Here is an 18,946-nt window from a genome sequence, read left to right on the forward strand (position 1 = left end):
TCCCACAAGAACAATAAAAACTGTAAGTTATACCAATTTAAAAAAAGAATGCAACAGTATTCTTGTCCCCCCCGCAAAGCAGCGGGGGGGCTAGGGGGGGTCGAAGAGTGTTGCACAATTTTAGATAAATGGTATTATTTAATTTTCATTCCTTAGTTTGATCGTTCGGACTTTAGTCCGCCAAAAAAGTCTGAGGACTTTAGTCCTCACTACAAACCTGTGCGATCGAACTTTCAGTGCTATTTTGTCTGAGTTGTGCCCTTTGTCTCGCCCTTGGAATCTTGCAGTAGGGTGCCCATATTTCCAGCCAAACCCTGAATTTTCCCAACAGTCGCAGCAATGCTGGCAACATCTACGTAAACCTCCGGGAGAGGATACTTTTTCAAGATTTCCAACAGCGACACCTTACCATCGTCGCCGGCTGCCAGAATCAGCGCAGCCCGCATGGCTTTGCCACCTTCTGTGCGGCGCTGAGTCCGAATTGCTTGACCAATTTCATCAGTAATTTTTTCGCCTGGAGTGCTGTAAACTATCCGGGCGAGATTAGCTGGCTTTAAACCGATTTGTAAACCGATCAACCCCTGCAATGTTTTTGGATCCATTTTGGAGAACCCGATAATTTGTTTGAGGGTTGGCGTCGTCGTGCCATCTTTAGCAAAGTCTTCTAAGTCGCTGATATTGACGGCTTGGCGGATCGGGCCAAATGTCAGGACAACTTTTTCGGCCCCGAATGCTCTACTGCTGCTAGATAATATGCTCGCGCTTGCTCCTACAACTAGGGCAATGCCGATCGATACCAATTTGTTTAACTTCATATCCAGTTTCTGCGATCGATTTGAGCGATCGATTAAAATTATGCTTTCGAGATTTGTACATTATAGATGCAGCAGTTATATTCTACAAGGTTGCGAGTGTAAGTTTTGCCCGCCTCGCACCCAGCATCTTGACCCCAATTTTTCGGCGTTTTGGACGTTAAGAATAAGTAACCACATCTACCGCAATATTTTTTCTGATATACATTTTGCCTTCTACCTGTGAGTGCCTTCTGCCTTCTACATAAGTGCCTTTTATCAGTTATGTTTAAAACCAAGCGCAAATCTAAGAAGTCCAAACAAAAGCCCAGCGAAAAAACAACAACGTCCAGCAAAAAAGAAATAGCGGCACAAAAACGCAAAACTTCACAAAAGCGCAATGAATTAGCGCAGGCGATCGTCATAAGCTGCTTAATCAGTGTTGCTGTCAGCATCATCCTGTTGTTCGTGGTTCGCGCTAAGATTGCTATTGCCGGAGGCGCCGCCATAGCCATTTTGCTACTTTCCTACAAATACCCCCGTCCAGCTTTCTGGGCTTTTTTTATTTACCTGCCTTTAAGCGGTACAGTTACCTACGCAATTGGTGGCGGGAATGCTGCATTTCAAGTAGCCAAAGACGCCTTCTACATACCAGCCCTCATCGCCCTCATTCAAAGCTGCAAAAAGAAACAGTTGCCTCTGTTCATTCCCAAACAAATGCTTTCTACCTTCAGCATCCTGTTGATGATGGCAATGCTGACTTTAATTTTTGTCAACGGGGAGATGCAGCTCAACCCGATGAAGGGTGACAAACCAATTCTACAAGGAATTCTCGGCTTAAAAGTATTGATAGGTTACATACCGCTGATTGCTTGTACCTATTATCTGCTCCGCACTAAGAAGGATTTGGTGTTTTTTGGTAGAATGCACGTAGTTTTGGCGATCGTTTGCTGCATTCTCGGTTTGATTCAGTACCTCTTGCTGCAAAGCGGAAAATGTGCGGGTACCCGAGGCATGATTGGAGAAGAATTATATAAAGCAACTCTGCAAGCTAGATGTTTTGTCGGCGGTTCTTTGGTATTCAGTCCAGAAGTCAAGTTTATCCGCTTGCCGGGAACATTTGTCGCACCTTGGCAGTGGGCGTGGTTTCTAATTTCTAATGCTTTTTTAACCTTTGCCTCTGCCTTTTGCGATCCTTCATTCTGGTGGAGAGTTATCAGTTTATTTGGCATGGCCTTAGTATTTGCAAATGCAGTTATTTCGGGTCAAAGAGCTGCGTTAGTTATGGTTCCAGTTGCCACAGCCATCCTGCTAATTCTTACAGGTCAATTAGTTAACTTAAAACGATTTATTCCCATCGGTGCAGGACTGGCAATTCTGCTCTTTGTCGGTGCAGCAATTAACCCAGGAATAATCGAACAGCGGTGGGATAGTTTTGTTAACCGCTGGAACGCTGCACCGCCCCAACAGTTTATTTTTAATCAGTTCGAGCAGAGCAACAATTTTATCATTGACAGACCTCTTGGTAGAGGTGTGGGACGAGCGACTAATTCAACGCGGATCTTTGGTGCTACACAGCTAATTGAAACTTTCCAACCTAAGTTGATGTACGAACTCGGTTATCCGGGAATGATTGCTGTTCAAATCATGCTTTTACACTTGGCTTTTCTAACTTTTAGAGCTTACCGTTCTGTCAAGGACAAAAGTTTGCGGAGTTACGGAGCTAGTTTTTGGGTGTTTGTGGGATTTATTAGCATCTATCCTCAATACTATCCGCTGGATGTAGATCCAGTGTGTGTGTATTACTGGGTTTTGGCTGGGGCGATTTTAAAGTTGCCCAAAATTGACAAACAGGTGCAGGATGAGAAACACCAGGAACTTGAGGGACATGAATTGGAAGTTCACCAGCAATTTAAGGAGAAAAAGATTATTGCATCGGCTCCAATTTGACAAAAAAGGTACGTTGTTGCGCTTTAGCGCTCTTTTCGAGAATTAACAAGAGCGCTGAAGCGCAACTACATACCTAAGAATTAACCCCAATGTTATGCAAAGGTACGTTGTTGCGCTTGGGCGCTCTTTTCGAGAATTAACAAGAGCGCTGAAGCGCAACTACATACCTAAGAATTAACCCTAATCTTATGCAAAGGTACGTTGTTGCGCTTCAGCGCTATTTTCGAGAATTAACAAGAGCGCTGAAGCGCAACTACATACCTAAGAATTAACCCCAATGTTATGCGACTTGTGTAAGTCCAGAAAAATTTGTAGTGTTGTAGTTTCAACGGACATGATATAAATTGTAATTTTACTGTGGTTTCCAAACAGGACTCCCAGCATTTAAATCCTTGTCGCTGGTCAATTTATTTAATCCCGAACCGTCGCGATTAATTACATACAAATTACTTTTGTTACCTGTATTCTCATTCAAAGTAAAAGCAATTTGCTGACTGTCATAAGACCAAGCTAATTCAGAAATTCCAGACATTCCTAGGCGGGGAGCTAGTTGATTTAGCTGGGAAGTTTCCGCATTTATTGTGTATAATTTTTGCTGGTTGAAGTCTCCGCCAGTGAAGGCGATAAGTTTGCCATCGGGCGACCAGGAAAGTGCATCGTAGTTTTGGGGTTTTTGGGTGAGATTTTTGGCGGTTCCGCTGTTAATGTCGATCGCCCAAATATCCTGCTTTTCCCCGCTCAAATCGCCCGCTTTCCCGTGATAGTAAGCAATCCGGCTGCTGTCGGGCGACCAAAATAGCTTGACGTTGTAGACTTGATGTTGCGGGTTGTTGGTCAAATTTTTGAGGTTTGTGCCGTCGGCATTAATCGTGTAAACTTGCTGTTGGGGATAGGTACCGGAGAAAAAAGCGATTTTTGTGCGATCGGGCGACCAGACAAGTTCGCTACCGCCGGATATATACTCGCCGGGACTTTTGGTTAATTTAGTCATGCCCGAACCGTCGGCATTCATTTTATAAATATTTTTATCCTTAACAAAGGCTACCTGTTCACCATCAGGAGAAAGATAGAATTCTGATGAAATTTCTGTTTTAGCCGGTTGTCCTCCTACTTCCCAATTGCGAACTAATTTAGTTCCTTTAATACCCGAAGTATCGCTAGTATAAAGTGATTGACTGCCGGGAGAATCCGAGGTAAAACCATCGCAGGAACGGGCAAAAACAAGTTTTTGGCTGTTGGAAAACCAAGCTATTGCAAAATTAGCTGCTTTGCAAGACTCCCCAGCAAACTGTTTCGTTAACCCGGAACCGTCAGCGTTGACTGTATAAATGTCCGTGTCTGTGCCAACGAAAGCCAGTCGATCGCCCTTGGGCGACCAAACTACGGTATAGCTAACATCTATATTGGGTGCAAGTTCGCGGCGGGCTAAACTGGTAGCGTTGACGGTAAATAAACTGTTTCTCACCTCGCTCTCGCGCTGTTGGAGAGCTGTAAACGCCAGTATGCTTGGGGATTTTTGGGCTGCGGTTGTCGGAGGGCTTTGCAGGCTCGAAAACAGGGCGAGAGCGAGTGTTAGGGCGATAAGGGCGATCGACCAAAACCTCCATAATTTATGCAAACGCATTTTGTTAGTTGATCCTCTTGACAATGGAAAGTGGAAAGCAAAAAAGACAGCTCGAATTTTCGCTATCACAGGTCAACTGTCAACTGTCAACTGTCAACTGTTTAAAGTGTTTGGCGATCGATATGTCGCGACAGCATCAAACTCTGCTTAATTCTACCAATAATTAGCTCGAACATTTTTTTGCGGGACGGATTCTTGCTTGTGGGCGGCATCCCTAACTCGCAACACATCAAATTCAAATCAGTTGCACTCATAGCCGACAATTTTTGCCTCACCTCTAATTCATGACCCTTCTTAGCTTGCAAGCGCAGTTCTTCATAAACTTCGAGAACATTTTCAGTAGATAAATTAGCAGGTTTCTCAACATCAGCAACAGCAACAGCAGGCAATTCAGAAGTTTTAGAACCAGCAGAAAGCCCTCCCCGCTTGACTTGAGCCTCAATCCTGGTTAATTTTTTAGAAACCTCGCGCAATATCTCCTTAAGTTCGCCAATTTCATCAACCAACCCTCCGCTTTTTTGCTCGCCAGCAGGCAACATATCTTTTTTAATCATTTCAGATACTCCTCACACTCGCGCCAAAGTTGCTCAAACTCTCTAACTAATTCTCGCGGCAATTCTCCCTCATTAATAGCCCGCTTTAGCCCAACACTTTCCCGAATTGTCGATTCTAAAAATCTCACTTCTATGTTATTGTCTTTTGAGATTTCAGCGCAAAGCCTTTTGACTTCTCTCATGTAAAACTGAACTTCATTTGTCAGCAATCCTCCATATATTTTAGCTTTATTCATAAACACTGCAATCTTGGGAAACGGGTAAGGCTCAATCCGTTTTTGGAGCGAGTTTAAAACTAAACTCAATCCCCGAGAACCAAAATAATCTGGGTTGACAGGAATCAGTATTAAGTCGCAGCAAGAAAGTACGCTATAGGTGAGGAGACTGAAGGAAGGCGAACAGTCAAACAGCATCAAATCGTATTTGGGGAGATTGGGAGAGTTAGCGATTTTGCCACTGAACTGACGGATGAAGTCTTTAACACTTTTCCCCTCAAATCCATCGAGGTCTAACCAATACAATTCTTCAACTGAAGGTATAAAATGCAACTGTTCGTCAATCTGATAAATGGTGTCGAAACCAACGGGAAATTTAAAGTTTTGTCCGGCTTTTTTAAAGACTTCGAGGGCGTCGTAAATTGTGAGTCTGTGTTTGAGAGATTTTTCGTACCACTTACCAAATTTATCATCTAAATGACCTGTATTTTCGTTAAGCCCGATCGCCTCTGTGAGCGACATTTGCGGGTCTAGGTCTAACATCAGGACTTCTAAGTCGGTTCCTTGGGATATAATATTTCCCAGACTCCAGGTGACGGTGGTCTTTCCAACACCGCCTTTGAAGTTGATTACTGCTATGGATTTGGGACTCATGGCTGGGTTTGCTTAGGTTTTGCTCAATTTTTTATTAAAACATATTGTGGATGTTAATTGAAAGGGCGATCGCATACCAGAGTCACGATGTGTCAACTGAGATGAGAAGGAAAGTGCGATCGAGAAAATTATCATAAAATAAACATGAACTGATGTCAAATCAACCTTTGTTCTTACCGTTAGATGCCTTGAAATCAAATACAATTTGTCTAGATATTGAATCAATTCTAAGTCATTTTAAGCCATCATAATTTCCTCTTCATACACCATTAAATTCCTCGGCTGACAATTCAGATTTCCAAGTCATTTTAAGGCATCGGGATTGTCCTCTTCATATACCATTAAATCCCCCGGCTGACAATTCAGAGCTTTGCACAAAGCGCTGAGAGTTGCTTCATCGATTCGGGTGAGTCGGCGACGGGTTTTGATTTTAGACACAGAAGTGGGGTGCATCCCAATTCTAGCCGCCAATTCTTTATTGCTGATATTGCGATCGGCCATCACAACTGCCAATTTCCAACGGATCACTACTGACTCTCAACTGCTAGTCATAACTTTGCAAGCTGATGTTAGCATTCTGCAACCTTGACTTTCTCTTAAATTGCCGTTACGACAATTTATATTGTCTTAACGCTTGACAATCGACCGCCGTTGAACTAGACTCAGGATGTACAAACGAAAAAGCGATCGCCCCCTGGCCTAGAAAACTTAAGGGCGATCGCAATTCCACTACTTCTGTAGTTCAAACCCCATGATATCACAACCAAAGTCTGTTCCCGAACTGCTCCGGGAAGAAATTCCTGATGTACCCGCTGGTAAACAACCGATTCGTTTGCTAATTTGCGGCGTTCCGAAAGCGGTAGAAAGTATTGTTAATCTGCTGCACGTTTTAGGTTTTGCGCAAGTTGGAGAGTGGAGCCCGCCTCTACCTTCGCCTCTAGCGGGTGAGGTGATTAGGATTTTAACTCGTTACTGGAAAGAATAGTCTTTGAGGTCGAGCGCACTTTTTTGCGTGAAGTGCGATCGACCTTTGTGTCTCATTGAAGGGCGATCGTTATTTGTCAAGCTGAAATAGCTTCTTTTTTTTGAAAAAGATTATAATCAATAGTAAGTTGTATCATATGTCAATTCCATCAGAAATAACCGTTCTAGTTGAGCGCATAAAGCAGGAGCTAACTCAAATTGAGCAGGAAGCAGGTGAGGGACTAAATATTTGTAGAGCAATCCTAGAGAGCTTTCCAAACAATTTTACCGTAATTCAGCTTTCGGGATTTTTAAACACCTGTATATTTTTCGCAAACACATCGAAATCACAGATTCAGGAACGGATAGAATATCTCTCAGCAGTTGAAGTCCTGACAAATGATAGAATAGAAGAGGTGGGGGAAGACTTGGCAATGGAGCTAGGCCGAGTGCTGGAAACTAAAATAAGAGTTAGTAGTGTTAAAGCCCGTTTGGAGAATTTACAATGACACAAAAAGAACTAGATGACAAGGAACTGCTAGAAATTTTGGAATTAACCAGAGACACCGAACAGAAAGCTAGAGAAATGTGTCAAATGATCTCGGCTAATACCGCTAAATACCAAAAATGGTCTGAAGCTAAAGCTAAACAAACCGAAAAACAGAAGCAACTCTAATGAGTAAGTTGTGAAAAAGGCGATCGTATCGACCTTTGTGTCTCATTTAGAACTTACGCATGAATACCAAAGAAACCGGGTTTTTCACGAGAGTTAAAGGCTCTAATGCAATATTTCGGAAAAAACCCGGTTTCTGCCTCCACGACTATCATTTTACCTCTTAGTCTGCGGAGGCAGACTTTGTTTGTGTAGAAGCGGTTTCAACCGCCGAATTATACTATTGTGATGACATCCGGTAGCGCGTCCAAAAACAATACAATACAACCAAAACCAACCATCCCGACACATAGCAAAACCCAGGAAGCGCAACATCAATATTCGGTAAAGACTGCGTGCTGACTTCAATCAACTGATCGATATGCGGTTGCACAAAGTTATCATGGATATCTTCCAATGCTTCGCGTTGTTTGATTCTGTCTTCCTGGGTAGCCATAATTCACCTCGTTTTGTGCTTATGAGGTAAATTGTTTTTTTGGGCTTTTACCCAAGCAAGCAAAAAGCAAAAATTCTGAAACCCTTGTATAATCGGGGTTAAGCGCTTGGGCAAACCAACTGGTTTGGGCAAACTCGCCCAAGCGACGATGAATTTTACTCAAAAGGTAGCGATGGCACGAAAATACGGGAAAAACGCCACCACAAAAAACAACGTCTTAACACTGGTTGAGGCGTTACTCGCCCTCGCGGATGGGGAAATTGCCGTGCCGGGGGATAAGCTGAAAGCTACCTTCAACGTGGAATGGGTAAAGGAAAATGAGTTGCTGGTATCGGGGAAAATTCAGCAAAAACGCAACAACAGAACCCAAACCGTTGACAAAGGCATCACTAAAGATGATTTATGGACGTTGGTGGAATGTTTCGGAAAGGTGTTAGAACTTTCTCAACCCAAGGATGAAAAGAATGTCGATAACGCCCAGAAAAGAGGAGAGGCAATCCAAGATGTTTTCGACTGTCTGAAAGACTTAGGTATACTTGAACTCAAAGACAGTCCAAGAAATCAAGGATTTTGGAAATTTCACCTCAAACTGGATCATCAAACTAAGCCTAAAAAAAATTTAGAAGTAATTGAGGAAAAGTGGAAAGATATAATTGGATCTCTCACAGTCGAGATATCCCATGAAACTCCTAAACCTAAAGAAGCACCCATAAACTGGCAAGAAATCTGCCGCCAAAACCTCGCCCAACAGCAACTCACCACCAACCCCTTTACCAACGCCTGCGGGATGACGCCGCAACTGGATGCGGTTTATGTTCCCTTAGCGATTGTCGAACGCCAAAAACCCAAACCTCAGCCAAGGAATCAGCAGGAAGAAAAGGAAAAGGAAACAGAAAAACTCATTCCCATTGCTGAAGAACGCTTTTTTGAGGATGTGTTGCGACAAGGGAAAAGCGACATCAGTCAAGGGCGAAAAATTGCGATTATTGGCGAACCGGGTGCGGGGAAAACCACGCGGTTGCAGAAGATTGCGGATTGGATTTTAGAGAAAGATTTGGGATTGCCGATTTGGATAGATTTAGCTGAATTAGGTGCGCAAAGTATCTGTGAGCATTTGGAAAAAGTGTGGTTGTATGGGTGTCCAGGAGGAGTGACGCGCCGCGATTTAGAACCACAAATGAGTCGGGTTTGGTTGTTGCTGGATGGTGTGGATGAAATGACGCACACTCAAGGAATGCAGCAGTTGGGGAAAGACTTATTAAGGACATGGGTGCAGGCGGCGCGGGTGGTAGTGACTTGTCGGGTGAATGTTTGGGAGGCGGATAAAAATGCTTTTTCGGGGTTTGATGTGTTTCGCAATTTGGAGTTTAATGCCCAACAAGTGACGGAGTATATTCGCCGTTGGTTTGCGGGGATGGGGGATGCTGCGACGGGGGAGAGTTTGGAGGCGGAATTAGCAGAGTCGGAGAATTCCCGTCTGAAGGAGTTGATTCAAAATCCGTTGCGGTTGTGGATGTTGTGTCAAATTTGGAGTTTGAGACAGGGAACTTTACCGGATACTCAGGCAAAATTATATGCCAGTTTTATTAAGTATTTCTATCGCTGGAAAGAGCAGATTATCGAAATATATGAAAAGCTATGTGGCAAAACTGAGAAAGAGTGTCAGAAACTTTTACATGAAGGGTTAGGAGAATTAGCAAAAGCAGCAATTGATGGCAAATCGAGTCGTTTTCGCTTGTCCTATCAGTTAGTGAGTCAGTATTTGGGAGATCGAAGCGATGAAACTTCTTTATTATCATTGGCGTTATCTCTGGGATGGTTGAATCGGGTTGGTATCGATTTTGATGAACCGGAAGAATCTGTTTATGCGTTTTATCATGCGACGTTTCAGGAGTATTTTGCGGCGTTGGCGGTGGATGATTGGGATTATTTTTTACCTCGGAATCATGTTAATTTTTCGGTGGTGGGGAAGGAATATCGGATTTTTGAAGCGCAGTGGAAGCAGGTGATTTTGCTGTGGTTGGGGCTGGAGGGTGTGAATCGGAAGCAGAAGGAAGAGTTTATTGAGGCACTGGTAGAGTTTAAGGATAAGTGCAATGATTTTTATGGATATCAAGCCTTTTTTCTAGCTGCTGCGGGGATAGGTGAGTTTAAAGATTGTTCGCGGGCTGATGAAATAGTACCAACAATCATTAAGTGGGGATGTGGTTATTTCAACATTGAAAAACAAGAATGGCAGACATTTTTAGAGCCAATTGCAGAGGGAGCAAGAGCAGCACTGTTACAGACTAACCATAGTATAGCTGTCAACCAACTCATTCATTTACTGAAAAATACTGAACATAACAATACCCTTCGGATAGTCGCTGAGATTTTGGGTAAAATTGCGGTAGGCAACCCAGAGGCGATCTCTGCTTTAATCAGAATTATCTCAGCGACTACTGATGATGATATTCGTAAGACAGTCGCTTCTAGTTTGGGTAAAATTAACCCAGGCAATCCAGAGGCGATCGCTGCTTTAATCCAACTTCTCTCAACGACTAATGAGTCTACCCGTTGGGGTGTGGCTGACAGTTTGGGTCGAATCGACTCAGGCAACCCAGACGCGATCGCTGCTTTAATCCCAATTCTGTCAGCAACTACTAATGAGGATATCCGTCAGAGTGTCGCTAGGAGTTTGGGTGAAATTGCCAAAGGGAACCCAGAGGCTATCGATGCTTTAATCGCACTTTTCTCAGCGACTAATGATTGGCATACCCGTCGGATAGTCGCAGGAAGTTTGGGTGAAATTGCGATAGGAAACCCGGAAGCTATCGCTGCTTTAATCAAAATTCTATCAGCGACTAATGATGAAGATATCCGTCGTAGAATCGTTGACGTTTTGGGTAGAATTGCGACAGGAAACCCAGAAGCTATCGCTGCTTTAATTAAAATTGTTTCAGCGGCTAATGATTGGCATATCCGTCATATAGTCCCAGAGATTTTGGGTGAAATTGCGACAGGAAACTCGAAAGCTATCGCTGCTTTAATTGGGATGATCTCAACAACCAATGATAATTATACTCGTTGGATCGTCGCTGAAAGTTTGGGTAAAATTGCCACAGGCAACCCAGAGGTTATCGCTTCTTTAATCAAACTTCTATCAACTACTAATGCTGAGGATATCCGTTGGAAAATTGCTGAAATTTTGGGTAAAAGTGACCCAGTTGGAAAATTGCTGAAATTTTGGGTAAAAGTGACCCAGGAAACCCAGAGGCGATCGCTGCTTTAATCGAAATTATGTCAACAACTAATGATGAGGATACCCGTTGGAAAATTGCTGAAATTTTGGGTAAAAGTGACCCAGGAAACCCAGAGGCGATCGCTGCTTTAATCGGAATTCTCTCGGCGGCTAATGATGCGTCTACCCGTTGGAGAGTCGCTGAAATTTTGGGTAAAATTGACCCTGGCAACCCAGAGGCTATCGCTGCTTTAGTCAGAATTATGTCAACAACTAATGATGAGGATACCCGTTTGATAGTCGCAGAAAGTTTGGATAAACTTGACCCAGGAAACCCAGAGGCGATTGCTGATTTAATCAAAATTATCTCCACAACTAATGGTGAGGATACCCGTGGAATAGTCGCTGACATTTTGAATAAAATTGTGGAAAATGACCAGATGCCTTCAGTTGTCTCTGCTTTGCAACACTTTCTGTGTGATAAAACCCGTGAAACCAATTTTGACCTCTACGAAAACAGCTTTAAAATCATCTGGAACTGCGCCCAAAATCTGCCTTACCCAACTTTCTATCAAGCATGGCACCATCAACTCACCACACCCCATCCAGAAGTCCCAGAAACAACAGGAGTCGGTTCTACCCCCTTCACCCAAAGCCTCAATTTAGCAGATTTACCCAACATCCTTGAAGCCAGACTTGTAGAAACACAATTAATCGATTCCCTACAGCTAATTTGCATCGACACCAGCAAATTCATCGACACCCATAACCCCGCCCTCGAAATCTACGAACAATTCCTCGACCAAAACTGTCCCCAACGCCCCAACGGCGAACCCGAAACCCTCCCCCAACTCAAATCCTACTGGAATCAACTCCGCCGCCACAGCGACAAACACCCCATCCTCATCTTCTACCAAGACCCCACATCCCCCGCCGCCCAAGGTTTGAGCCCTACTTTCCTCGATGCGCTTACCCGCTTCGACGGTACTATCTGTCTCGTCACCGACTCGCCACATCCACCCCTGCAAACCTTCTCGCCCCATGACTCCGATTTACTTCAAAGTGTCGTAAATTGGCTCAAAAGAGTTGATTTAGAGTCTTAAAGAAACCGGGTTTTTGGCCACTTCTACGAAGCGCAGCGAATAATTCTTGAAAAAACCCGGTTTCTGGCCACCCGCGAACTAAAGTTGGCTAAATTTGCCCCGTTTTGTGATATAATTAAAACCTTAAAAAAAATAGCACAAAAAAAGCTATGTCTGAAATTACTCAAGACGAAACTAAGCTTAAAGAATTGCTCAAAGCAGCTATTTTTGAGTTAGTAAAAGAACACAAAAAAGTATTTTCGGAAATTTTAACAGAAGCCCTAGAAGATATAGGCATGGAAAATGCTATCAAAGAAGGCGAAAATACTGAAACAGTCAGTCGTGATCGAATCTTTAAAATTTTGAAGAGACAACACAGTAAATTAGCAGTTCTTTTGGAGTCCTTTAGAACCGATGAACTTTCTTTGGAAACGATCGCCCAAGAAGTAGAAGCAGTTAGAAGCGAAATTCATGCCAGAAAAACAAACAATTAAACTAATTATAGACACTAATCTTAATTATCTGCTAAAACCTCTTGTAAAATTTCTGGTGTTAAGCCTCGCTGCTGGGCCCGATCGGAAATTTCTGCCATAACTTGCATTAAAGTTTTATCGACTTCAACTAAATTTTGCCTGTCTTTAATATTTTCAATAGCTTTTAACAGTTTGTTTTTATTGACTTCCGATTTCAAAAGATATTCGGTTTCATCGCATTCTGAGACAATTATTTCAATCTCTTTATTTCCAAAAGTCGCTTTGATTTGTTCTAAAAAATTAAGATCGAGTTCGCTGGCTTTTAAACGATAAACCGTTGACATCGTTTTTACCTATTTTTGATTGCGTTAAAATGCTTAATATTGCCTTTAAATACAGTAGTTTGAAGTTGACACTAAGGGCTGGCAAAATTGCCAGCCCTTAATTTTTTTAGCGTTTGACCAACTTCTTAGACACCTTCCGCAAGCGAATTGATTTCGGTGTTACTTCCACCAATTCATCCTGCCCGATGTACTCCAAAGCACGTTCCAAACTCATATCGACTGGTGCTTGCAATTGTGCCAATTCTTCACCGCCAGATGCGCGGTGGTTTGTCAACTGCTTTGACTTGCAAATATTGAGTTCCATGTCGTCATCTCGGTTGTTTTCTCCGATAATCATCCCTCTGTAAACCTTGGTTCCGGGGGTAATGAAAAATACGCCACGGTCTTCAGCATTTTTCAGTGAATAAGTAGTTGCAGTTCCTTCTTCAAAGGAAATCAATACTCCGTTGCGACGGGCGACAATTTCTCCACCGAGGGGGCGATAGTCGAGGAAGCTGTGGTTCATAATTCCAGCGCCGCGAGTCAAGCGCATAAACTCGCCTCGGAATCCAATCAAACCGCGTGCGGGGACTGAAAATTCGATTTGAGTACGGCCGGTGCTGCTGACGTGCATATCTTGCATTTCTGCTTTGCGCTGACCGAGGCGTTCGATGCAGCCACCGACGGCTTCTTCGGGTACGTCTAAGACTAAACATTCAAAGGGTTCGCAGGGACGACCGCCGACTTCGCGGAAGATTACTTGCGGCTGGGATACTTGGAATTCGTATCCTTCGCGGCGCATATTTTCGATCAGGATTCCGAGGTGGAGTTCGCCACGACCGGATACGAGGAATTTGTCGGGAGAGTCGGTTTCTTCGACGCGCAAGGCGACGTTGGTTTGGAGTTCTCGCATTAGCCGATCGCGAATTTGACGCGATGTTACCAAACTACCTTCTTGACCGCAGAACGGCGAATCGTTCACAGAGAAAGTCATCTGCAAAGTTGGTTCGTCTACCTTGATTAAAGGCAGCGCTTGCGGGTCGTTGGGACAGGTAATTGTCTCGCCAATATAGGCATCAGCAAAACCAGCAACGGCGACAAGATTACCAGCAGAAGATTCTGCGATATCAATCCGCTTCAGGCCTTCAAAGCCCATCAATTTGCTGATTTTTGATTTGACAAGCGCGCCGCTTTCGGTGATTAAGACTGCTTGTTGACCGATTCTAATCGTGCCGTTGTGGATGCGGCCGATGACGATGCGACCGACGTATTCGGAGTAATCTAAGGTGGTTACTTGCAGTTGCAGCGGCTTGTTGGGGTCGCCTACTGGGGGTGGTACGTGGTCGAGGATTTCTTCAAACAGGGGCTTCATATCTAGCCCTTCGTCTTCGAGGTGTTTTTTGGCGTAACCGCTTAAGCCGGAACCGAAGAGGTAGGGAAATTCGCACTGATCGTCGTCAGCGCCTAGTTCGAGGAACAGATCCAAAACTTTATCGACGGCTTTGTGGGGGTCGGCTCGATCGCGATCGATCTTGTTGACAAATACGATCGGGCGCAGTCCTTTTTCCAGGGCTTTTTTGAGCACGAACCGGGTTTGCGGCATCGGGCCTTCATTGGCGTCTACGATCAGCAAACAACCGTCTACCATGCCGAGAACTCGTTCGACTTCGCCACCGAAGTCGGCGTGTCCGGGGGTATCGACGATGTTGATCAGGGTTTCTTTGTATCGGACGGCGGTATTTTTGGAAAGGATGGTGATGCCACGCTCGCGCTCGATATCATTGGAGTCCATGACGCAATCTGGGATTTCTTCCCCTTCGCGGAAGACCCCGGACTGTCTGAGAAGAGCGTCCACAAGGGTGGTTTTGCCGTGATCGACGTGAGCAATGATGGCGACGTTGCGAATGGGAAGACTCATAATGCGTCTGGGACGTTAAACGGATTTAACTAAAGATTTCTTAATAATTGTAGCGCATGAAGTCAAGGGGCGATCGGGTAATTTGCGGGATTGGCATCTTGCCCGACTTACTGATGCCCACATTTTACCGATCTTAGCTATAATAAGCACCAGCATCTGCGAATTGCGAGCGCTAAACTGGGCACCGCCATAGAGCTTGCACAATAATCGGAGCGAAATCGATCGCACACAATGTTTTTTACCTTTCTGCTGTCTGCTGGATAATGAACAGATGGAAGCTGTAATAAAACTATCTAATCCAGGGGAGTCAACTATGAGAGATGAAATTAACGCCTTGAAAAATCGCAATGATTGGGAAGGTATATATAATAAGTTTTCCCCCTTAGAGCGTCTCAGTCAGGGCAAAATATGGAATGATGCTGCAATTTTGAGCGAGATAGGATTTGCCTGCGGAAAATTAGCCGAGGTTTCGGCAGAGGATTTTCCTAGAAAAGAACCAGAAAAGACCGCATTTTTAAATAGCAAGAGTAAGTATCGCCGTGAATCAGAAATGCTGCGCCAGCGGTGTGTAGAATTAATGCCGAATAATCCTACTTATTTAGCAAATTTAGCATATTTACACTACCAGAATGCGTTCGAGCTAAAAACACCTAGAAATAGGCGCGATGGAAACCTTAGACAAGAGGCAGAGCGAGCGATAGAATACTACGATCGGGCAATCTCAATAGCTCCAAATCGCATCAAAGATCACTATCGAAAGGGATATTTACTTGCAGAAGTTCTACCTAACACCTATTGGAAAGATCGGAATTTAGAACTTGCAAAACAAAAACGTCTAGAAGGAATTGAATCTTTCGAGAAAGCTCTTCAAATTTGGGAATCACTCGATCCTACCCATCCACAGCAAAGTAAAGAGCGCAAACGCTGTAGCAATGAATATATCAAGTCGCTATACAATATCGGCTCTGCCTACTATCAAATGATTGTCAATGAGTGGGACACAGCAGTTTTTGCGTTGAGATTGCGTCGCAATGTTTGTCAGGAAGATTGTGTTACTTACGTTCCCAAAGATTTAGAAAATGCCAACAATGCGTGGCAATACTTTTATAAATGTTGGGAATTAGACAGACCGGATGGTGAATCTGCCACAACAGCAATAAATGGTGTTTGTGAGGGTGTTGATAAGTTGTATGCTCTGGGGAAAACGGCATTTGTTCAATACTGGATTTTGAGCGGTTACGGTCAGCTAGATAAACCAGAAGCTATTCGCTATCGCAAGCTAGCAGAACAGTATTTAGAGCAGTCGCTGACCTTTCCTCGTTCTCAGGAAAAGCAAAGGCAGAAAAAAGATTATATTGCTGAACGGCTGGCAAGACTTTACATCACAAAACAAGACCATAAAAAAGCTATTGAAGTCATTGAAAAGTACAGAGTTCGTAGATTGGATTCCTATCTAATTCATACTTTATCTCTGGGACTAATGCTGGTCGGTAGATATGAGGAAGCAGAAAAAAAATTAGAAGAAGCGCTAAATGACAAAGGAAATGTAGATCGAACCACTTCTAAGTTTTTAATGGGTTGTTCTTTTTTAGGCGGGGGTAAATTTGAGGGGGCAAATCAAGTATTTAAGGAACTAAAACAGCAAAAAGAAAAAGATATATTTCTGATTGGAGAAGCATTTGCTGCTGCGAAGTTAAACAGAACTGAAGATGCGATCGAGTATCTAAGGCAAGCTAATGAAATGAATCCTTGGCGGGTTTCTGTAGGTAAAATCTTAGAGCAATTGTCTAAGGGAAAGGTTCGCGCCGTGAAACCCTCTAGCTCGCAAAGGGCATCAGATGTGGAAAGTTGTAGGGACGTAAATGTGTACGATCGCAAAAATCATGGTTTCGACGACGCTGAAGTTAGAGCGGCAAGGGAGGCTGTTTTTGGCTATGATAGCGATGAAACAGACGAGACTTTTGAAGAATATTTAGATACTCATGGATATTAGTAGATTCAATCTTCTTAGCTCCATAAATGAAAATATTCGTAAGGTTTGATTTTGGGCGATCGCCCGTATGATGATGAGCGAGTAGTTGCGATCGCATTTATGGAAGTACAACTGAGGGAAATTCGGCGTTATATTACCCCAGACGGTAGAAATCCTTTCGCAGAGTGGCTTAGTTCCCTGCGAGATTTGAGTGCAGTAGTTAAAATTGAACAAAGGCTTGATCGAGTTCGCTTGGGGAATTTAGGAAACAGCAAGTCTGTTGGGGAAGGAGTCTGCGAATTGAAAATTGACTTTGGGCCTGGGTATCGGGTGTACTTCGGACAAGTTGGGTCAACAATAGTGCTAATCCTCTGCGGTGGAGATAAAAGCACTCAACAACAAGATATCCGTCGAGCTAAGGAGTATTGGAAAGAATATGGAGAACGCGAAAATGCCAACGAGCGATAGTTATCAAGATTATCTGATTGAAGCCCTCAAGGATAAAATACACGCTGCTGCTTATCTAACAGCGCATTTGGAAGACGAAGAGCCTGAAGCAGGTTTGCTTGAACTCGCACTTAGCAATGTATTTGAGAGTTTGGGAAAACCAAATATGTCGGCTGATGATGCTAAGTTGCATTTGGAAAAGTTAGATACTTTGTTGTCGGGAGACGGAATTGCGACTATTTATGGTTTGGCTAGTTGGCTGAAGGCTCTGGGATTGAAGTTAACAGTTGCGGTTGATGCAGGGGATGAGGAAATTCCTGCTAATGTTGCTGAGTTGGCAGAAGTTGGTAATGTTTGATGGTGGTCGATCGCCCGTATGATGATCGACAAGTAGTGGCGATCGACCTTATAGAACTACAACGAGACAGCTATTCAGCGTTACCTCAAGTCAGACGGTCAGATTCCTGAAGTGAATATGCCCGATCGCCCTAAACACGCAATGACTGACATCAGTGCTGGTAAAATTGGCGCGGATGTTTGATGTGTCGATCGCAGATAATATTCTTAGATTTTGTGGAACAGTAACAAATTACACTTAAAATAAACCAGCGCCACCAGCCTCAACCAGTTTGGCCTCGCATCGGCGATTATCTCGCCCAAATATTATAGATACGAGAGTTGGCGGATGGGACGGGGCGAAGTCAGGAAGGTATCATATATTCTCAATGGCAAATGTAGCTGCTCGATCGCCCAGATAGATATACAATTTGTAACGTTGAGCCTTATTGAAGTGCAGGAGTGGAGCTGGCTTGGATAACGCTAGTCTGTCGAGAAATTCCAGAAGCAGTACGAGACCACCCATATCTAGAAGCAGGAGGGAGTCAGTCCAAGAAAAAAGGACTGATTTGGAAACTGGTAGGATTGGCCGCAGTCGCCTTTGGCGTCAGCATCTGGCTGCACCTCAACTTTAACTTTTTCCCAGCCACCAGTCGGGCACAGCCAACTCAAAAAAACCCAGCAGCAGCGACTTTGGCCCCTGGAACTGCTCCGAGCCCAGCTACCAACTCAAAAGCCGCCACCCCAGACAACCTGCTGGGACACTTGCCTTACCCAGAAGCACCAGCCGCCGACTTGGTAAATGTCACCTCCGACGGTAGCATCAAACTCCGCACTTCAGCAGCAGCAAAATATCAGGAAATGGCCAACGCTGCCGCCGCATCAGGCATATATTTTGCTCCCATATCAGGCTTTCGATCCGTAGACGACCAACAACACGTATTTTTTGATGTAAAAGCTGAACGCAGGCAAAATGCCAGCAAGCGAGCCGAAGTCAGCGCTCCTCCAGGTTATAGCGAACATCATACCGGTTATGCGATCGACCTTGGTGACGGTTCCTCCCCGGATACCAACCTCAGTCCCAGCTTTGAAAATACCCAAGCATTCAAATGGCTAGAAGCCAATGCCACCGCTTTCAGCTTTGAAATGTCCTTCCCCAAAAACAATCGCCAAGGCGTCAGTTACGAGCCTTGGCACTGGCGGTTTGTGGGCGACAGGCAAAGCCTCGAAACTTTCTACAAAGCTCATTCGCTAAAAAAGTAGAAGACAGTTGACAGTTGACAGTTGACAGTTGACAGTTGACAGTTGACAGTTG

Annotated in this window: 19 protein-coding genes; 11 read left to right on the forward strand and 8 right to left on the reverse strand. The window is 44.0% G+C overall.

Going from position 1 to position 18,946, the window contains the following annotated elements; translation table 11 throughout:
- Positions 1–239 precede the first annotated feature (239 nt).
- Complete coding sequence (locus JGK36_RS03985) at positions 240–815, reverse strand: alpha/beta hydrolase (RefSeq protein ID WP_293184337.1); 576 nt, start codon at positions 813–815, stop codon at positions 240–242.
- Positions 816–1,076: 261 nt separating this feature from the next.
- Here JGK36_RS03985 and hpsL point away from each other — a divergent pair, with 261 nt between their 5' ends.
- Positions 1,077–2,741, forward strand: coding sequence for a hormogonium polysaccharide biosynthesis protein HpsL (gene hpsL, locus JGK36_RS03990; RefSeq protein WP_293184340.1), 1,665 nt, complete (start codon positions 1,077–1,079; stop codon positions 2,739–2,741).
- A 352-nt stretch (positions 2,742–3,093) separates the two neighbouring features.
- Here hpsL and JGK36_RS03995 read toward each other — a convergent pair whose 3' ends face one another.
- The 4 genes from JGK36_RS03995 to JGK36_RS04010 form a co-directional block, all read right to left on the reverse strand.
- Positions 3,094–4,365, reverse strand: a complete 1,272-nt coding sequence (locus JGK36_RS03995; protein ID WP_293184342.1) for a DPP IV N-terminal domain-containing protein — start codon at positions 4,363–4,365, stop codon at positions 3,094–3,096.
- A gap of 101 nt (positions 4,366–4,466) precedes the next feature.
- Positions 4,467–4,919 carry a hypothetical protein gene (locus JGK36_RS04000; RefSeq protein WP_293184345.1) on the reverse strand — a complete coding sequence of 151 codons (453 nt, stop codon included), beginning with the start codon at positions 4,917–4,919 and terminating at the stop codon, positions 4,467–4,469.
- Complete coding sequence (locus JGK36_RS04005; protein ID WP_293184347.1) at positions 4,916–5,788, reverse strand: ParA family protein; 873 nt, start codon at positions 5,786–5,788, stop codon at positions 4,916–4,918. The genes JGK36_RS04000 and JGK36_RS04005 overlap by 4 nt, the downstream gene beginning before the upstream one ends.
- 303 nt (positions 5,789–6,091) lie before the next feature.
- The gene (locus tag JGK36_RS04010; RefSeq protein WP_293184349.1) at positions 6,092–6,316 is read right to left on the reverse strand and encodes a helix-turn-helix transcriptional regulator; all 225 of its coding nucleotides are present in this window, start codon (positions 6,314–6,316) and stop codon (positions 6,092–6,094) included.
- 223 nt (positions 6,317–6,539) lie between these two features.
- Here JGK36_RS04010 and JGK36_RS04015 point away from each other — a divergent pair, with 223 nt between their 5' ends.
- The 3 genes from JGK36_RS04015 to JGK36_RS04025 all read left to right on the forward strand — a co-directional run bounded on the left by JGK36_RS04015 (position 6,540) and on the right by JGK36_RS04025 (position 7,427).
- Positions 6,540–6,773 (forward strand): hypothetical protein, encoded by a 234-nt coding sequence (locus tag JGK36_RS04015; RefSeq protein WP_293184352.1) that lies wholly within the window; start codon positions 6,540–6,542, stop codon positions 6,771–6,773.
- Between the two features lie 136 nt (positions 6,774–6,909).
- On the forward strand, positions 6,910–7,260 hold the full coding sequence (locus JGK36_RS04020; RefSeq protein ID WP_293184355.1) for a hypothetical protein: 351 nt from the start codon (positions 6,910–6,912) through the stop codon (positions 7,258–7,260).
- Positions 7,257–7,427, forward strand: coding sequence for a hypothetical protein (locus JGK36_RS04025; RefSeq protein WP_293184358.1), 171 nt, complete (start codon positions 7,257–7,259; stop codon positions 7,425–7,427). The genes JGK36_RS04020 and JGK36_RS04025 overlap by 4 nt, the downstream gene beginning before the upstream one ends.
- Before the next feature lie 217 nt (positions 7,428–7,644).
- Here JGK36_RS04025 and JGK36_RS04030 read toward each other — a convergent pair whose 3' ends face one another.
- Complete coding sequence (locus JGK36_RS04030) at positions 7,645–7,860, reverse strand: hypothetical protein (RefSeq protein ID WP_293184360.1); 216 nt, start codon at positions 7,858–7,860, stop codon at positions 7,645–7,647.
- 106 nt (positions 7,861–7,966) lie between these two features.
- Here JGK36_RS04030 and JGK36_RS04035 point away from each other — a divergent pair, with 106 nt between their 5' ends.
- The 3 genes from JGK36_RS04035 (at position 7,967) to JGK36_RS04045 (ending at position 12,656) form a co-directional block, all read left to right on the forward strand.
- Positions 7,967–11,131, forward strand: coding sequence for a HEAT repeat domain-containing protein (locus JGK36_RS04035; protein WP_293200807.1), 3,165 nt, complete (start codon positions 7,967–7,969; stop codon positions 11,129–11,131).
- Positions 11,086–12,183 (forward strand): HEAT repeat domain-containing protein, encoded by a 1,098-nt coding sequence (locus JGK36_RS04040; protein ID WP_293200809.1) that lies wholly within the window; start codon positions 11,086–11,088, stop codon positions 12,181–12,183. Before JGK36_RS04035 ends, JGK36_RS04040 begins: the two co-directional genes overlap by 46 nt.
- A 149-nt stretch (positions 12,184–12,332) precedes the next feature.
- Positions 12,333–12,656: a hypothetical protein gene (locus tag JGK36_RS04045; protein ID WP_293184365.1), complete on the forward strand. Its 324-nt coding sequence runs from the start codon at positions 12,333–12,335 to the stop codon at positions 12,654–12,656.
- 20 nt (positions 12,657–12,676) lie between these two features.
- On the opposite strand, the gene JGK36_RS04050 is transcribed toward JGK36_RS04045, so the two are convergent.
- A complete protein-coding gene (locus tag JGK36_RS04050) occupies positions 12,677–12,979 on the reverse strand; it encodes a hypothetical protein (RefSeq protein ID WP_293184368.1) in 303 nt (100 codons plus the stop codon).
- Positions 12,980–13,085: 106 nt separating this feature from the next.
- A complete protein-coding gene (gene typA, locus JGK36_RS04055; RefSeq protein ID WP_293184370.1) occupies positions 13,086–14,876 on the reverse strand; it encodes a translational GTPase TypA in 1,791 nt (596 codons plus the stop codon).
- Positions 14,877–15,189: 313 nt separating this feature from the next.
- Here typA and JGK36_RS04060 point away from each other — a divergent pair, with 313 nt between their 5' ends.
- From JGK36_RS04060 to JGK36_RS04075, 4 genes are all read left to right on the forward strand, one after another.
- On the forward strand, positions 15,190–16,869 hold the full coding sequence (locus JGK36_RS04060; protein ID WP_293200811.1) for a hypothetical protein: 1,680 nt from the start codon (positions 15,190–15,192) through the stop codon (positions 16,867–16,869).
- A 99-nt stretch (positions 16,870–16,968) separates the two neighbouring features.
- Positions 16,969–17,316 carry a type II toxin-antitoxin system RelE/ParE family toxin gene (locus JGK36_RS04065; protein WP_293184420.1) on the forward strand — a complete coding sequence of 116 codons (348 nt, stop codon included), beginning with the start codon at positions 16,969–16,971 and terminating at the stop codon, positions 17,314–17,316.
- Positions 17,300–17,653 carry a transcriptional regulator gene (locus JGK36_RS04070; protein ID WP_293184375.1) on the forward strand — a complete coding sequence of 118 codons (354 nt, stop codon included), beginning with the start codon at positions 17,300–17,302 and terminating at the stop codon, positions 17,651–17,653. Before JGK36_RS04065 ends, JGK36_RS04070 begins: the two co-directional genes overlap by 17 nt.
- Positions 17,654–18,093: 440 nt before the next feature.
- Complete coding sequence (locus tag JGK36_RS04075; protein ID WP_293200813.1) at positions 18,094–18,894, forward strand: D-alanyl-D-alanine carboxypeptidase family protein; 801 nt, start codon at positions 18,094–18,096, stop codon at positions 18,892–18,894.
- Positions 18,895–18,946: the final 52 nt, after the last annotated feature.

Origin of the sequence: Microcoleus sp. PH2017_35_SFW_U_B, from assembly GCF_020737865.1 — a bacterium.
GTDB lineage: Bacteria > Cyanobacteriota > Cyanobacteriia > Cyanobacteriales > Microcoleaceae > Microcoleus.

Excerpts from the sequence above, each read along its gene's own strand:
- JGK36_RS03985 (WP_293184337.1), bottom strand. The coding sequence starts at position 815 with ATGAAGTTAAACAAATTGGTATCGATCGGCATTGCCCTAGTTGTAGGA.
- JGK36_RS04050 (WP_293184368.1), bottom strand. The coding sequence starts at position 12,979 with ATGTCAACGGTTTATCGTTTAAAAGCCAGCGAACTCGATCTTAATTTT.
- JGK36_RS04020 (WP_293184355.1), top strand. The coding sequence starts at position 6,910 with ATGTCAATTCCATCAGAAATAACCGTTCTAGTTGAGCGCATAAAGCAG.
- JGK36_RS04070 (WP_293184375.1), top strand. The coding sequence starts at position 17,300 with ATGCCAACGAGCGATAGTTATCAAGATTATCTGATTGAAGCCCTCAAG.
- JGK36_RS04015 (WP_293184352.1), top strand. The coding sequence starts at position 6,540 with ATGATATCACAACCAAAGTCTGTTCCCGAACTGCTCCGGGAAGAAATT.
- JGK36_RS04000 (WP_293184345.1), bottom strand. The coding sequence starts at position 4,919 with ATGATTAAAAAAGATATGTTGCCTGCTGGCGAGCAAAAAAGCGGAGGG.
- JGK36_RS04005 (WP_293184347.1), bottom strand. The coding sequence starts at position 5,788 with ATGAGTCCCAAATCCATAGCAGTAATCAACTTCAAAGGCGGTGTTGGA.
- JGK36_RS04030 (WP_293184360.1), bottom strand. The coding sequence starts at position 7,860 with ATGGCTACCCAGGAAGACAGAATCAAACAACGCGAAGCATTGGAAGAT.
- JGK36_RS03995 (WP_293184342.1), bottom strand. The coding sequence starts at position 4,365 with ATGCGTTTGCATAAATTATGGAGGTTTTGGTCGATCGCCCTTATCGCC.
- typA (WP_293184370.1), bottom strand. The coding sequence starts at position 14,876 with ATGAGTCTTCCCATTCGCAACGTCGCCATCATTGCTCACGTCGATCAC.
- hpsL (WP_293184340.1), top strand. The coding sequence starts at position 1,077 with ATGTTTAAAACCAAGCGCAAATCTAAGAAGTCCAAACAAAAGCCCAGC.
- JGK36_RS04065 (WP_293184420.1), top strand. The coding sequence starts at position 16,969 with ATGGAAGTACAACTGAGGGAAATTCGGCGTTATATTACCCCAGACGGT.
- JGK36_RS04025 (WP_293184358.1), top strand. The coding sequence starts at position 7,257 with ATGACACAAAAAGAACTAGATGACAAGGAACTGCTAGAAATTTTGGAA.
- JGK36_RS04060 (WP_293200811.1), top strand. The coding sequence starts at position 15,190 with ATGAGAGATGAAATTAACGCCTTGAAAAATCGCAATGATTGGGAAGGT.
- JGK36_RS04045 (WP_293184365.1), top strand. The coding sequence starts at position 12,333 with ATGTCTGAAATTACTCAAGACGAAACTAAGCTTAAAGAATTGCTCAAA.